General features: G+C 60.6%; 17 protein-coding genes. 5 read left to right on the forward strand and 12 right to left on the reverse strand.

Features of this window, described 5'->3' with window-relative positions; all coding sequences use genetic code 11:
* Positions 1-581: 581 nt before the first annotated feature.
* The 5 genes from WB528_RS18330 to WB528_RS18350 form a co-directional block, all read right to left on the reverse strand.
* Complete coding sequence (locus tag WB528_RS18330; protein WP_423889808.1) at positions 582-1,742, reverse strand: winged helix-turn-helix domain-containing protein; 1,161 nt, start codon at positions 1,740-1,742, stop codon at positions 582-584.
* A 65-nt stretch (positions 1,743-1,807) separates the two neighbouring features.
* A complete protein-coding gene (locus tag WB528_RS18335) occupies positions 1,808-2,029 on the reverse strand; it encodes a hypothetical protein (RefSeq protein WP_423889809.1) in 222 nt (73 codons plus the stop codon).
* A 437-nt stretch (positions 2,030-2,466) separates the two neighbouring features.
* A complete protein-coding gene (locus WB528_RS18340) occupies positions 2,467-2,955 on the reverse strand; it encodes a VOC family protein (protein WP_423889810.1) in 489 nt (162 codons plus the stop codon).
* 178 nt (positions 2,956-3,133) lie between these two features.
* Positions 3,134-4,183 (reverse strand): alpha/beta hydrolase, encoded by a 1,050-nt coding sequence (locus WB528_RS18345; protein ID WP_423889811.1) that lies wholly within the window; start codon positions 4,181-4,183, stop codon positions 3,134-3,136.
* Positions 4,184-4,386: 203 nt separating this feature from the next.
* Complete coding sequence (locus WB528_RS18350) at positions 4,387-4,899, reverse strand: cupin domain-containing protein (RefSeq protein ID WP_423889812.1); 513 nt, start codon at positions 4,897-4,899, stop codon at positions 4,387-4,389.
* Between the two features lie 120 nt (positions 4,900-5,019).
* On the opposite strand from WB528_RS18350, the gene WB528_RS18355 reads away from it, so the two are divergent.
* Complete coding sequence (locus tag WB528_RS18355) at positions 5,020-5,235, forward strand: CsbD family protein (RefSeq protein WP_423889813.1); 216 nt, start codon at positions 5,020-5,022, stop codon at positions 5,233-5,235.
* A 77-nt stretch (positions 5,236-5,312) separates the two neighbouring features.
* On the opposite strand, the gene WB528_RS18360 is transcribed toward WB528_RS18355, so the two are convergent.
* Positions 5,313-5,702 carry an FKBP-type peptidyl-prolyl cis-trans isomerase gene (locus tag WB528_RS18360; protein WP_423889824.1) on the reverse strand — a complete coding sequence of 130 codons (390 nt, stop codon included), beginning with the start codon at positions 5,700-5,702 and terminating at the stop codon, positions 5,313-5,315.
* On the opposite strand from WB528_RS18360, the gene WB528_RS18365 reads away from it, so the two are divergent.
* Complete coding sequence (locus tag WB528_RS18365) at positions 5,662-5,835, forward strand: hypothetical protein (protein ID WP_423889825.1); 174 nt, start codon at positions 5,662-5,664, stop codon at positions 5,833-5,835. The genes WB528_RS18360 and WB528_RS18365 overlap by 41 nt on opposite strands.
* A 25-nt stretch (positions 5,836-5,860) precedes the next feature.
* Here the strand turns inward: WB528_RS18365 and ggt are convergent, their stop codons facing one another.
* Complete coding sequence (gene ggt, locus WB528_RS18370; protein WP_423889814.1) at positions 5,861-7,447, reverse strand: gamma-glutamyltransferase; 1,587 nt, start codon at positions 7,445-7,447, stop codon at positions 5,861-5,863.
* A gap of 156 nt (positions 7,448-7,603) precedes the next feature.
* Between ggt and WB528_RS18375 the strand changes: the two genes are divergently transcribed.
* The 3 genes from WB528_RS18375 (at position 7,604) to hemE (ending at position 9,707) form a co-directional block, all read left to right on the forward strand.
* Positions 7,604-8,356, forward strand: a complete 753-nt coding sequence (locus WB528_RS18375) for a rhodanese-related sulfurtransferase (RefSeq protein ID WP_423889815.1) — start codon at positions 7,604-7,606, stop codon at positions 8,354-8,356.
* Complete coding sequence (locus WB528_RS18380; protein ID WP_423889816.1) at positions 8,349-8,579, forward strand: SlyX family protein; 231 nt, start codon at positions 8,349-8,351, stop codon at positions 8,577-8,579. The genes WB528_RS18375 and WB528_RS18380 overlap by 8 nt, the downstream gene beginning before the upstream one ends.
* Before the next feature lie 96 nt (positions 8,580-8,675).
* On the forward strand, positions 8,676-9,707 hold the full coding sequence (gene hemE / locus WB528_RS18385) for a uroporphyrinogen decarboxylase (RefSeq protein WP_423889817.1): 1,032 nt from the start codon (positions 8,676-8,678) through the stop codon (positions 9,705-9,707).
* A gap of 3 nt (positions 9,708-9,710) precedes the next feature.
* On the opposite strand, the gene hemC is transcribed toward hemE, so the two are convergent.
* From hemC to WB528_RS18410, 5 genes are all read right to left on the reverse strand, one after another.
* Positions 9,711-10,685: a hydroxymethylbilane synthase gene (hemC, locus tag WB528_RS18390; protein WP_423889818.1), complete on the reverse strand. Its 975-nt coding sequence runs from the start codon at positions 10,683-10,685 to the stop codon at positions 9,711-9,713.
* Positions 10,686-10,837: 152 nt separating this feature from the next.
* The gene (locus WB528_RS18395; RefSeq protein ID WP_423889819.1) at positions 10,838-11,164 is read right to left on the reverse strand and encodes a hypothetical protein; all 327 of its coding nucleotides are present in this window, start codon (positions 11,162-11,164) and stop codon (positions 10,838-10,840) included.
* Positions 11,165-11,253: 89 nt separating this feature from the next.
* Positions 11,254-12,879 (reverse strand): GMC family oxidoreductase, encoded by a 1,626-nt coding sequence (locus tag WB528_RS18400; protein ID WP_423889820.1) that lies wholly within the window; start codon positions 12,877-12,879, stop codon positions 11,254-11,256.
* A gap of 119 nt (positions 12,880-12,998) precedes the next feature.
* Positions 12,999-13,178: a hypothetical protein gene (locus WB528_RS18405; RefSeq protein WP_423889821.1), complete on the reverse strand. Its 180-nt coding sequence runs from the start codon at positions 13,176-13,178 to the stop codon at positions 12,999-13,001.
* A 126-nt stretch (positions 13,179-13,304) separates the two neighbouring features.
* Entirely contained in the window at positions 13,305-14,540 is a 1,236-nt protein-coding gene (locus WB528_RS18410; RefSeq protein ID WP_423889823.1) for a virginiamycin B lyase family protein, read from the reverse strand.
* Between the last annotated feature and the right edge of the window lie 292 nt (positions 14,541-14,832).

Here is a 14,832-nt window from a genome sequence, read left to right on the forward strand (position 1 = left end):
GGATTGGGCTTCGTAGTGGACTGTGGCGACCAGAACGGGCCGCGATTCCGGGGGCTTTTCGGCGACCTGGTCGTTGCAGCCGGCCAGGGCGACGGCCACCGCCGCCAGTGAAATTCCAGCTAAGAACCTAGAATAACTAGAAAAAAGCAATCGGCCCAACATCGGACTCTCCTCTCAGCTCCAGCCTTCTGAAGAGTGTCGATTATTGAATGATAAATGTCAATATTCATCAGTAATCATGAAACCGTGATCGCGAGCGCTTTAGACGCCTCCTTCGCCGCGCTCGACGTGCACGCAAGCGGCGACATCGACACGCCGCTTCGCATCGCGGAAGAAGCGCCGCGATCATCCTTTCCAATCTCGCCGACAACGCCAAGCGTCACGGCGGCACGATGCTGAAGATTTCAGCCGCGCGATGCGAGGCCGTGCTCGTTGTAACCGTCGGCGACAACGGCGAAAGCATTGCTTGCTCGGCAGGATTTTCTCGCTATGGGATATATTGCATTATGGCGCCGGTATTGGTCCTGGGCTCGTGCTGGATCGCGTGGCCACGCGTTCCATTCCGCTGAGCTGTTTGCGCCTCACTCTCCGAGTTGAAAACGCTCGAAGCGGTGTAGTTCTTCCTCGATCCGCCGCTTCAACTCCTTGCGCGGCCCCTTGGCGGCAGCGCCGATCCAATTCCATTTCCGCAGCAACAATTCCCTGTTCTGCCGATCGGTCTTGAGATCGAGTGCGGCCGCGATGGTGTCGCCAACCAGAACCGGCAGCGCGAAATAACCGAGGCGCCGCTTCGCCTTCGGCACATAGGCTTCGAAAAGGTGTTCGTAGCCGAAGATCAGGTGCGTCCGCTTCCGCTGAATGATCAGGGGATCGAACGGGGAAAGAATGTGAACGCGTTCGGCGGCCTCTCCCGTGGTCTCCAGCGCCTCCGGCCTCGCCCAATGCTCCTGTTTGCCGGCGCCGTCGAGCGCAATGGGAACGAGCTCCTTGCGGCGAAGACGTGCCTCGATCAATCGCCGCACCGCCTTCTTGCTCGGCGCGTCGAGATGACAGATTGAATCCAGGCTGACGACGCCTTGCGCGCGAAGGCTGCGGTCGAGCAGATAGGCGGTGATTTCCCGCGACGAGGCCGCTTTCGGCTGACTGTCCCAACCGAAATGCCGATCCATCAATTCGTAGGTTTTCAGCATGCCGTTGCGCTCGGAGATCGTGACCCGGCCTTCGTAGAACGCCAGTTGCAGCGCCCGCTTCGACGGCTTGCGGCTCGCCCAGGCGTGCACCTTCTCGACCAGTACATCGTCGTCGATGTCGCGGATGGTCAGCGCGCCTTCCTTCTTCAGGAGCCTCATTACCTTGCGCAGGTCAGCCGGTCTTACCTCGCTGAACCATTTATGGCCCTCGCGCCGGTGCAGCTTCATCGCCGGGATGAAAAAACGAAAATCCGTCGCCGGCACGTAGGACAGCGCATGCGTCCAGTATTCGAAAACGCTTTTGTCGATGCTCTGGGCATGCCGCAGATCCGAGCGTCGGTAATCGGGGATGCGATTCCAGAGGATGTGATGGTGGCAGCGCTCGATCACATTGATGGTATCGATCTGTACGTAACCGAGATGCTCGATCGCCGCGCGCGTGGCCTGCGGGCCTTCGCCAAATGGGGCTTCGGAATCAAGCCGTTGAGCCCGCAGCCAGATCGCCCTGGCTGCGGCCTTGGTCAAAGCTATCGGCTTATCGGCGCTCGGCACCGCCACAATCTAGCGGGATTCGCGTGCTTCGGCAGCGGTCTCGACCCGTGAGGCGGTCGGGCGGCTCAGGGCTTCGCGTGGTCGGCGATGCTCCCGGTGGCCATCTCCGCCTCGCACACGGCCTTGCCGCGTTCGGGCGCCTTGCACCGGTAAACGCTGCCGGTGAGACGGTCGATCAGCCATACGTTATCTTCGAGGGAGCTTTCCATTCCGATGAAGCGCGTCCCCACTGCCGTAATCAGCGTGGACAGCAAAATGGCCGTCGCAATGATGGCCGAACCGACCAAAACCGACGCTGAGGTTCCCACCTGCCCCTGTGCGATTGGCCGATACCCCTGATAGTCGTTGTTCTTCGGTGTCCGAAACAGAGCCAGCTTGCTTCACTCACTTCAAGATCATTCCACGCCGAGTGAAGATCATTCGACGGGGCGTCGCCATCTTTAGAAGCTCATCTGGCCGATTTTTTGTTCGCACCCCGGCAACGGAGCGACCGCTTTGCGACGCGCCAGACCGGCGAAATCGGACCCGGTCAGGCTGGGTTCGATGATATGTGACGAAAATCACATTCATGAAATCGAACGCCTTTTATCCTTCCGGCATCCAATCAAACGCAACCGTGAGGATTAAACCATGACCAGTCGCCTGGCGGACCGGCCCGCCGATCCAAATCCAATTCTGGAAGATCGTCGAGCGGTCGAATCATTGAACCGCGCACCGCTCTCGGCTACGCCGCCGATTTGCCCTCGTAAGCCCGGCGCAATTCGGCGATGTCGAGCTTGTTCATGCCCAGCATCGCTCGCATCGCGCGCTGAGCGCCGGCAGGGTCAGATCCGCCCAACAGTTGCGGCAGGACTGACGGGACGATCTGCCAGGACACGCCGTAGCGATCCCGAACCCACCCGCATTGTTGGGCCGAGCCGCCATCGGACAACAATGCATCCCAGAGACGGTCGACTTCTGCCTGGTCCGCGCAGTCGATCTTGAACGAAATCGCCGGCGTGTATTCGAAACGCATCCCGCCATTGAGGGCCATGTACTCCTGACCGGCCAGGGTGAAATCGACCACCAATACCGAGCCGCCTTTTCCGCCCGGGCTGTCGGTGGGATTTCGTTGGACCCGGTTGATCCTGGAATCCGGTAGCAGCGAGACGTAGAATTTCGCAGCTTCTTCGGCTTCGCCGTTGAACCAGAGGCAAGGCGAGATTTTGGACATGGTCGGCTCTCCTTCAGGATGACGTCGAGCAGAGGACGAACGACAAAGCCTATATCCGACATCCGATCTTTTGAAATTTTTTGCCGGCGCGCCGGTTCCCGTCCAAATAAACGCCGGCGGACAAGAAAAGGCCGGGACAGAGCCCGGCCATCCGTCAAACCCTGATCAGATCGTCTTGTTATGTCGCGATCGGCGTCGGCATGTCGAGGAACGCCCTGGTCGCGTGCCAGAACAATTGCCGGTTGGTGGCCAGCACGACCGAATGCGCCGTGCCGGGCAGGATGATGAACTGCCGGTCGCCGTTCGGCAGCTGCTTGAAGAAATCCTGGAGGTCATCAACCGTGGCAATGCCGTCATATTCGCCGCGGATCAGAAGCGTGGGCGCCATCACCTTTTTTGGATCGACCAGCGGCAGATTGGCGGTCATGTCGAGATAGGTGCCGGTCGGAATCTGATCGCCGAATTGCATCTCCACATCCGCCAGCGCTTCGACGGCCGCCTGATCGCTGGTGCCCGGTTTGTCGCGGGTGGCAATCGAGCGGATCATTTCGCGATCGCGCTTGCGCATATTATGCGTGCGGTAATAGTCGAGTTTCTCGGCTCGCTTGGCGAGCGTCGGCGAACCTTCGCCTTTATAGGTGAACGCAGCCAGCACCAGGCGATCGATCCGCTCCGGCGCCATCATGGCATAGGCGCCGGCGCGCAGCGCGCCGGAGGATTCGCCGAGGAAGTGATACTTCTGCCGTCCGGTTTCGCGGGCGAGAACTTCGGACGCGGCCTTGAGATCTTCGGCGCCGCTCTTGATATCGGAATTGCCCGAGGTGCGCCCGGACTTGCCGTAATTTTCGTGATCCATGGTCCAGCAGTCGAAGCCGTAACGAGCGAACTCGTTCATCACGGAATATTCGCCCTTGCCGGGCACTTTGAGGTCATAGCAGCGCGAGGTCACGGACGAGCCGTGCACGAAGAACAGAACCGGTTTGGAAGGCTCGCCCGCCTTGGGCGCACCGACGCGTTTGCGGAACATCCACAATGGCACGTCGCCCTTCTTCGCCCAGTATTCGCTGCTCCAGATCTCGCCGTCCGCGGCGTTGGCGCGCTGTGCGGGCAGTGCTGTCGAAAGACCTCCAGCGACGAGGCCAAGACCTGCGCCCTTGATCAGCGCGCGACGCCCAAGCGCTTGATTGGCGACTGATTCATTGGCGGGCGATTCATTGGATTGCGTCACGATTCCTCTCCGATCACTGGTTTTTGTTGTGAATTTTATCTCGAGAATCCCGACTTGCGATTTTCATCTAATGAAATGGCATCACTTCCGAAATCTGCCACGCAACGTAGCAGAGCACACGCGACGCCGGAAGACACCCCGCATCGCAGAGGCTACCCGCAAGATCGTATGTGGTCCGGGCGCCGTGTATCGGCTCCCGGTTTCTAGCCTTTGGGATCGCGGTGCACGGGATCGACCCACAGCACCTTTTCCGGCTTCTCGACCGGTTCGATGTCGAGATTGATGGCCACCGCTTCGCCGTCGCTGCGGACCAAAACGCATTCGAGCGGTTCGTCGGGACTGGCGTTGATTTCCTGATGCGGCACATAGGGAGGGACAAAAATGAAATCGCCGGGATTTGCTTCCGCGGTGAATTCCAGATGGTCGCCCCATCGCATCCGCGCCTTGCCCTTGACGACGTAGATAATGCTTTCGAGGTGACCGTGATGATGCGCGCCGGTCTTGGCATCCGGTTTGATCGTAACCGTGCCGGCCCACAGTTTCTGGGCACCGACGCGGGCAAAATTGATTGCTGCCTTGCGATCCATGCCGGTGGTCGAGGGCACATTGGGATCGAGCTGATTGCCGGGAATGACCCGGACACCATCGTGCTTCCAGCGTCCCTCGCCGCGGTCGTGGGAATGATCGGAATGGTTGTGATGGTGTGGATCGCTCATGTCGCCTGGTTCCCGTGAATCCTCGGGGAAACGCTACTGAAAATAGCGGTCACAAGCCAGCCCGCGAGGAACGTTTCGACACCCCGGAAATTGGTCTTCATCAAACAAGGAGAACGTTTCATGGGTAGCACGGCAGACAAGATCAAAGGTAACGCCAACGAGGCGATGGGCAAGGCCAAGCAAGGCGTTGGCGAAGCCGTCGGTTCCGATCGATTGCAGGGCGAAGGCGCTGTTCAGGAAATCAAGGGCAAAGGCCAGAAGGCGCTCGGCGATGCCAAGGAAGCTACAAAGGATGCCGTCAACAAGGCGGCCGCCGCAGCCAACCGGAAGCTCTGATTCCGAATTGTGAGCATCATCCCGAACGAAAAAGGCCGGTCTTCGCGGATCGGCCTTTTAGTTTGCTTGTTGCCAGATCAGCCCTTCACATCGAGCAATTCGACGTCGAACATCAGCGTCGCATTCGGCGGAATGACCCCGCCCGCGCCGCGCGCACCGTAGCCAAGGTTCGGCGGAATGATCAGGGTGCGCTTGCCGCCAACCTTCATCGAGGCAACGCCTTCGTCCCAGCCGGCAATCACCTTGCGCTGCGCGATCGGAAATTCGAACGGTTCGTTCCGATCAACCGACGAGTCGAATTTCTTGCCCTTCTTGCCGTCTTCATAGAGCCAGCCTGTATAATGCATCACGCAAATCTGCCCGGGCTTCGGCGTTGCGCCGGTGCCGACCTGGGTGTCGATGATCTGTAGTCCTGAAGCTGTGGTCATGGCTTTTCCTGGAGTCTGCGCCATCGCTACGATCGGCATGACCGTAGAGACGGTCAAAGCAGTCAACGCGATGGCCGCCAAAGTGGAAAACGTCGTGCGCGAAAAAAAACGTCGCATGTTGGGTACCTTCCTGAACGATCGGGCGCCTGTCTATCCCAATGCTCCCCGCTAGACCAGCCGCGATGGGACGCCGATGATCAATATCCGAGCGCGCAACCGTCCTTGCGGGGATCGGAGCCGCCGGTGAGCGTACCCTTTTCCCAGTCGATCCAGACGGCCTGGCCGCCGCCGAGTGGCGGGATGATCTTGGTGGTCTGATGCCCTAGCCTCTCGAGGCCTGCGACAATGTCGGCCGGCACGCCGTCTTCGAGCTGGTAGACATTTTCGTAATGCAGGCCGCGCGGCATATCGATCGCCTCCTGCACGTCGCATCCATAATCCAGGATGTTGGTCAGCACGCGGGTCTGGCCGACCGGCTGATATTGGCCGCCCATCACGCCAAACGGCATCACCGCGCGGCCGGCCTTGGTGGCGAGCGCCGGAATGATGGTGTGCAGCGGACGTTTCCCCGGCGCGATGCAGTTCGGATGGCCGGGCTCGATGCGGAAGCCGGCGCCGCGATTCTGCAACAGCACGCCCGTCTTGTTAGAGACGATGGCCGAAGCCCAGGAATGAGCGACCGAGTTGATGAACGAGCAGACGTTGCGGTCCTTGTCCACCACGCTGATGTAGATCGTCGACGGGTTCATCGGCGGCGAGACCTTCGGCAAATCCAGCATCCGGTCCATGCGGATCTTGCCGGCCCACTCGTCAGCGAATTCCTTGGCGAGGATTCGGGCGACATCCACTTTGACATGCGCGGGATCGCCGATGTTCTGCTCGCGCATCATATAGGCGACGCGCGCCGCCTCGGCCTCGAGATGAAAGCGCTCGACGCTTACCGGCGCAAATTTCGTCAGATCGAAATGCGACAGGATGTTCAGCATCACCAGCATGGTGATGCCGGGCCCGTTGGGCGGACACTGCCACACGTCGAGGCCTTTATACATTGTGCCGATCGGCACCGTCGTCTCGGTGCTATGGTTGGCGAAGTCTTCCAGCGTGTGCAGGCCGCCGGCGCCCCGCAAGGTCTCCACCATGTCCTCGGCGATCGCGCCCTTGTAGAACGCATCGGGCCCACTCTTGGCGATCGCCCGCAGCGTCTGACCAAGCTCCGGCTGCTTGATCACGTCGCCGGCGACAGCCGCCTTCCCGTGCGGCAACAGATAACGCTCGGTATTGACGCCCTTCTTCAGTTTCTCGAACCCGTTCTTCCAGTCGAAGGCGATACGGGGTGCTACGACATAACCCTCCTCGGCCGCCCTGATCGCCGGCTGCAACAGCGTATCGAAGCCCAATTTGCCGTGGTCGCGCAGGATCGTCGCCCACGCATCGATTGCACCGGGAACGGTGACTGAATGCGCTGAAGTCAGCGGGATCGCGCGGATGTTGTGTTCGAGATACCATTCCACCGTCGCCGCCTTGGGTGCGCGGCCGGAGCCGTTATAGGCTGTGATCTTGCCCTCGCCTCTTGGCTGCACCAGTGCAAAGCAATCGCCGCCGATGCCGGTGGATTGCGGTTCGATCACCGCGAGTAGCGCAGAAGCGGCCACCGCCGCATCCGCAGCGGTCCCCCCGGTGCGCAGCACCTCGATGGCCGTAAGCGCCGCCAGCGGGTGGGACGTTGCCACCATGGCGTTCTGGGAATGGACCGTCGACCGGCCGGCGAGATGGAAATTTCTCATGCGAAATGGCTCACTTTGTCGCTACTTCTGGGCGATTTGCAGGGGCTTGTTGCGGGGTTACTTGGCATATTCAATACCATCTGCGCAATGCTTGGATGATGCATAACTGGAGGGGTACCCCTGCCCTTCAGAGCCCTCTCCTGCTAGATCACCGCCATGCCCTACAAGGTCGCCGCCTTTTACCAATTCGCAGCCCTGCCGGACTTTCGCGATCTGCGCGAGCCGCTGCGGGAGCTATGCGGCGATCTTAAATTAAAGGGCAGCGTGCTCCTCGCGCATGAGGGGATCAACGGCACGCTGGCCGGCAGCAAGGATGCGATCGACCAATTGGTCGCCACGCTGCGTCACGGTGATTTCTTTGGCGGCCGGCTCGACCGGCTCGATCTCAAGTTCTCCTCCGCCACGACGATGCCGTTTGGCCGCCTCAAGGTCCGGCTGAAGAAAGAGATCGTCACGTTCGGAGACAAGGCCGCCGATCCGACGCGGCGGGTCGGCACCTATGTCGAGCCCAAAGACTGGAACGCAGTGATTGCGACGCCGGGCACCGTGGTGATCGACACCCGCAACGCGTTCGAAGTCGCATTCGGCACCTTTGAAGGCGCCGTCGATCCTGCCATCGCGAGTTTCGGAGAGTTCAAGCAATTCGCCGCCCACCATCTGGATCCCGCACGTGACCAAAAAATCGCAATGTTCTGCACCGGCGGCATCCGCTGCGAAAAGGCGTCCAGCTACCTGCTCGCGCAGGGCTTTGCCGAGGTCTATCACCTGAAGGGCGGTATCCTGAACTATCTGGAGAAGGTCGCGGAAACCGAGAGCCGTTGGCGCGGCGAGTGCTTTGTCTTCGACGAACGCGTCGCGCTTGGCCATGGCTTGCGCGAGCGCCAAACGGAGCGAGACAGCGATGAGTGATTCCAAGGCGCTCGATTTCAAGACGCTCGCCGATCGCCTCGATACGCTGGAAGCGCGCCTGACATTTCAGGACGACGTTATCGACACCCTGAACAAGACCGTCACGGAACAATGGACGAGGATCGATGCGCTGACGCGCCAGCTTGTTGCGCTCAGCCAGCGATTACAGGAGGCCGAAAGCCAGATGCCGGGCCCCGCCAACGAGCCGCCGCCACACTATTGAAAGTGACCGTCCGGCCGGCAAACAAACTTGTTTTTCTGGACCTTTCTTGGTGTATCAGGAGTGATCTTGTCGATCACATCGTATCTCTGAGTGAGCATGACCAAGCCATTCCTGGAAGTACTCTCCGGCCGAAAGCAAGCCATACCGCCGATCTGGATGATGCGGCAGGCCGGGCGCTATCTGCCGGAATATCGGGAGTTGCGGGCGAAGGCGGGCAATTTTCTCGATCTGTGCTTTACGCCGGAATATGCGACTGAAGTAACCCTTCAGCCGATTCGCCGTTTCAATTTCGACGCCGCGATCATCTTTTCCGACATTCTTGTCATCCCTTATGCGCTCGGCCGCTCGGTGCGGTTTGAGGCCGGCGAAGGGCCGCGGCTCGATCCGCTCGATACGCCTGAAAAGATCACTACTCTCGCCTCGCACGCCGATTTCACAAAGCTTGAACCGGTCTTTGAAGCGCTGCGCCGCGTTCGAAGCCAGCTCGATGCCGAAACGGCCCTGATCGGTTTCTGCGGCGCGCCATGGACGGTCGCGACCTACATGGTCGCCGGTCAGGGCACCCCGGACCAGGCGCCGGCGCGGATGCTGGCCTACCGGCATCCCGACGCGTTCGAAAAAATCATCGACGTTCTGGTCGAGAATTCGATCCAGTATCTCGTCGGCCAGCTCAAGGCCGGTGCCGATGTGCTGCAGATTTTCGACACCTGGGCCGGCGTATTGCCGCCGCGCGAGTTTGTGCGCTGGTCGATCGAGCCGACGCGCCGCATCGTGGCGGGCGTGCGCAAAAAAGTCCCGGGCGCGAAGATCATCGGCTTCCCGAGAGGCGCAGGCGCACTACTGCCGAGCTATGTTGAAGCCACCGGCGTCGATGGCGTCAGCATCGACTGGGCGGCCGAGCCGTCGCTGATCCGCGAGCGTGTGCAGAACCGCGTTGCCGTTCAGGGCAATCTCGATCCGCTGGCCTTGATCGCCGGCGGCGCCGCGCTCGATCGCGCGGTCGACGACGTGCTGGAAAACTACGGAAGCGGCCGGCTGATCTTCAATCTCGGCCACGGCATCTTGCCGGAAACCCCGATCGCGCATGTTGAGCAGATGATCAAGCGCGTGCGGAGCTACAAAGTCTAAATGTCATTTCGGCCGGCTGCGCTCGATGATATCGGCCGCGCCCTTGGCCAATAGTTCGAGGCCCACGGCGCGACCTAGCTCGCGCGGCCGATCGGCGGGTCCGGAGCGTGAAACCTCGATGAAACGCTGACCGTCCTCATCAAGCACCGAAGCCGTCAACGACATTTGCGCACCGTCGATCGTGGCCAATCCCGCGATCGGGGAATTGCAATGGCCATTGAGTATCCAAAGCACCTCGCGCTCGGCATCGGCACAACGACGCGCGGTCGGGTCGTCGATCTTCGCTAGAATACCTCGCGTCTGCCAGTCGTCAGAGGCGCATTCCACCGCGACGATCCCCTGTCCCGCCGCCGGCAGCATTTCCGCGACCGAGAATTCGTAAGCGATACGGCTTGCAAGGCCCACCCTCTCGAGGCCCGAGCGAGCCATGATCAGCGCGTCCGCAGGACCGACTGCCCCACCACCGGCAAGCCGCTGCTTTTCCAGATGGTCGAGCTTGCGAACGCGGGTGTCCGCAGCACCGCGGTAGTGAATCACTTCGATGTCAGGGAAAAGCCGGCGCGCATAGGCAGCGCGGCGCACCGCGTTGGTGCCGATCTTGAAGCCCTTGCCGCGCGAGGTTCTAAATTCTTCGACCGATAGCCCCGGCCGCAACACCAGTATGTCGCCCGCCGGATCCCGCGCAAGCGTGGCGCCGATCACCAGCCCCGGCGTGTCCTCGTTGCCCGGCATGTCCTTGAGCGAATGCATCGCCGCCTGTAGTTGTCCGGCGCGAACGGCTTGGCGGATTTCGGCGACGAAGGCGCCACCCTTGCCGCCGTGTGACAAAAGCTTGCCGGTCTGGTCGATATCGCCCGTCGTCTCGAACTTGACGATCTCGACATCGACGCCAGGAGCCACGACCGTCAAACGCCGCGCAATGGCCTCTGTCTGGGCCAACGCCATGGTGCTCTTGCGTGTGCCGATCCGCAGCCGCATTAAACTTGCTCTCGCTCTGTCTTGATGTTGCCGATGGAATGGCGTCGGCCCGAGGCGCGAAGAATAGAACGCGCTGGCGTCGAATGCAAAAAATGACTTCCCTTGCCACTCGACGATGGGCTTCCAGACAACTCCTATCTGGCCGGAGAGATTTAAGGAAGCGGCTGACCGGCGGTTTGCAATAGTTCGGTCGCCACCTTTCGCCGGACAAAGAACGTCACCCTTGCGGAAGCAACGTCAAACCTGACCCAGCCCCAAAGCGGAAACTTTGCAGGGCCGTATTGCAGGGCAGCCCAGAGGATCAAAACAGGCTTGGTCAGATAAGACGGCCCCATCACGCCCCATAATCGCTCGGGTTCCACCGTCGCCGGAAACTGCCGCTGGAGGTTCTGCCGGCTCAGCCGCGGAGCGAGCGCCATGACAAGCCCCACCCACACGAGAACGACTACGATCACTGCGAGAAGTATCACGCCGCCCATTCGACCGCTCCGGGTCCACGCTGCCGCGCACATTGGACCAGCACCGCTTTGCCAAATTCTGACTTGGCGTTACGAAGGCGACAGGTTTTCTAACGCGCGTCCTGCAGGATCATGTCGGAAGCCTTCTCCGCAATCATGATAACCGGCGCATTGGTATTGCCGGACACGAGATCGGGCATCACGGACGCATCGACCACGCGAAGGCCCTCGATCCCGCGAACGCGAAGCCGCTGATCGACCACAGCGAGCGGATCGTTCCCCATCCGGCATGTCGAGGTCGGATGATAGATGGTAGTGCCGCGGGTGCGGCAATAGGCCAACAACGCTTCGTTGCTTGTGACCTTTTCGCCGGGATCGACTTCCTCGACGACATAGGGCGCCAGGGCCGGTGCGCGCAAAATCTTCCGCAAGATCTTCAGGCCTTCGACATTGGTCGCGCGGTCCACTTCGCTGGCGAGGTAATTGATCCGTATTTCCGGAGACGCGGCCGGGTCCGCGCTTCTGATCCGGATCGAGCCCCGGCTTTCGGGGCGCAATTGACACACCGACGCCGTGAAGCCGGAGAACGGATGCAGCTTTTCGCCCATCTTGTCGGTCGAGAACGGCAGGAAGTGGATCTGGATGTCCGGCGTCGCCAATCTCGGATTGGTCCTGACGAACGCCCCCGAGGTGCCGGCCGCGATCGTCAGCGGACCGGTTCGGAATGCCGCATAGCGCAAACCGGTCAACACCTTGCGGAAGGGATTATTGACGATGTCGTTGAGCGTGACGGCTTGCGAGCAACGCATCACGACGCGAACCTGCATATGGTCTTGCAGATCGTGACCGACGCCCGGCGCATCCAGCACGACGTCAATGCCGTGCTGGCGCAACAGGTCCGCCGGACCGACGCCCGAGAGCTGCAACAATTGCGGGGAATTGAATGCCCCGCCTGACACGAGGATTTCCTTGCGGGCGCGTGCGGTGCGCGGAATTCCCGCGGAGCGATACGTCACCCCAACGGCGCGACGTCCCTCAAACAGAATTCGCTCGGCGAGCGCCGACGTCTCGACATGCAGGCTAGGCCGGGCCTTGGCCGGGCGAAGATAGGCGACCGCCGTGCTCGCCCGTCTGCCGCCCCGCGTCGTGGTCTGGAAAAAGCCGGCGCCTTCCTGGCTGGCGCCGTTGAAGTCGGAATTTCCGGGAATGCCGACATCTGCTGCCGCGTCAACGAAGGCCGTCGAGAGCGGATCGGTATGCCGCCAGTCAGAGACCGGCAAGGGCCCGCCGGCGCCGTGGAAATCATCGGCGCCGCGCGTCTGATCCTCGGCCTTCTTGAAATAAGGCAGCACATCGTCAAAGCCCCAGCCAAGATTGCCGTGCTGGCGCCACCGATCGTAGTCCTCGTGCTGGCCGCGAACATAAAGCAGACCGTTGATCGAACTCGATCCGCCCAACACCTTGCCGCGCGGCTGAAACACGCTTCGTCCGTTGAGGCCGGGCTCCGGTTCGGTCTGGTACATCCAGTTGACGGCTTTTTCCTTGAACAGCCGGCCATAACCAAGCGGAATGTGAATCCAGGGATTGGTGTCTTGCGGACCTGCTTCAAGCAGCAGCACCGAATATTTGCCGTCGGCCGTCAGCCGGTTGGCGAGCACGCATCCCGCCGATCCCGCGCCGACGATGATGTAGTCGAATTCGAGTTGATCAGAACCTGACGCGGCGTTTTGGTTCATGTTGCTTCTTCGCAGGATCGATACGGGAAGGATATGCGATAGAACCGAAGAATAACTTCACGGGATCGTCAGTCAATGAAAGGACCGCGTTCGGTATGCGCACGCGGTGCGAGACTTCGTCACACGGCGCTATGTGTCCCGTTCGGTGCAGGCTCTGCCGCCGCATACCAATCCGCCAACTGGCTGCCCGTGAAGAAGCCGGCATCGGGTGATGCCGTCAGCAGGTCAAGCATGCGTTCCAATTCATGGATTCGGTGCGGGACCGATATCAGATGCGGGTGCAATCCGATCGCGAGCATGATCGCGTTGTCGCCACCCGTGAGGGACGAGTCAGGGAATCGCTGGTCGACGAAAGGCCAACCTATCGATATCCGCGATCGGCGGCCCATCTCTGAGCAACATTTTGGATTTGAGAAACGAGTTTCCTACTTGACCTCAACGATTCCTACCTGATTGACAAGGCTATTGGCCATGACTGGATTACCACTGGGCGCGACCACCATATTGCGCACAATATCGCCGCCGCCGGGAATGGCCCAGCTCTGGAATTTTTCAGTCGTTGGATCAAAGCGGACGATCGTGTTGGGCTTGGCATTGGATTCATTGTACCAGACTGCGCCCTTCGTGAAGACCATACCGTAGGGTTCGGACTTCGGACCACTTGGCGACGGCCATTCCTTGACCGCACCGGTTGCAAAATCGAGCTTACCGATATATCCGCGCGCGAAGTCGGCGTACCAAACCCCGCCATCGGGGCCGATCGCGAGGCGCCGCGGGCGGGCCCCCGCATCCGGCAGCGTATACTCTTTGATGGCTATCGTGTCTGGATCGATCGTGGCGATCTTGTTGGTGCCGAACTCGACGAACACCGGCACACCCTTGGCGTTGATCTGGATTCCGTAGGGACGCGACTTTGGCGTCGGCGAGGTCACGAGTTTGATCGCTCCGGTAACCGGGTCGAGACGACCCACCATGTTGGCCTGCTGCACAGTGAACCAGAGAATGCCCTTCTGATCGAAATTGAGGGAATGGGGATCCTTCGCTTTCGGGTCCGGCAGCGGATATTCGGTCACGATACCGGTCTTGGGATCGAGCTTGCCGATCAGGCCCGCAAGATTCCCCGTAAACCAGATGTTGCCATCTCTGTCTTCGACGAGCCCGTGCGGACCCGTGAAGGGCGACTTGAGCGTATATTCCCTGATTGCACCCGTGCTCGGGTCGACGCGGCCGAGTTTGTTGGCCAGTTGAGCGGCCCACCACACCGAACCATCGCGGGCGGCGAGTGGATCATGTGGACGTGCGCCCTGGGTCGGCACATCCCACATTTTGAAATCGACCTTCACGGGACCATCGATGATGACCGCCTCAGGTCGTTTGCGCTCCGGAAAGTTCTTCATGAGGTAGTCTGTCATGCCACCCCATTCCTCGGCGGGCACGGGCGCTTGCATATTCTGCATCATCCGCACGACGGTGAGCCAACCTTCGGACGTATAGCCGCCGCGGACCCGGTTGATGTCGTGACAGCCATTGCAGGTGTCGACGAAACGTTGCTTGCTCGGCCCTTCCGGCCAGTCCTTTGCAGTGTATTGCGCGTGGGCTCGGGGTGCGCCGAGGACGACCAGCGTTGAAAAAAGGACAAAGAGCGTCGCGCGTACCATCATTTTGTGAATTTCCCCTCGCCGCAGGTCCAGGCTCGTCTTGATCGCTTCAGGCCAGCTAAATCTCTTGCCATTCCCTGCGTCAAGCCTGGCTTTGCAACAATGACATACCAACGGACTTTCGCAGGTCGAGCGCTCGTTCGACAGGGTGAAAATTTCGATGAGCTCGGGTTCAGCCTGAAGCACGTCCTGCGTTCGGTGCAGGCTCTGCCGCCGCATACCAGTCCGCCAACTGGCTGCCCGTGAAGAAGCCGGCATCGGGTGATGCCGTCAGCAGGTCAAGCATGCGTTCCAA

Source organism: Bradyrhizobium sp., from assembly GCF_049586575.1.
Lineage (GTDB): Bacteria > Pseudomonadota > Alphaproteobacteria > Rhizobiales > Xanthobacteraceae > Bradyrhizobium.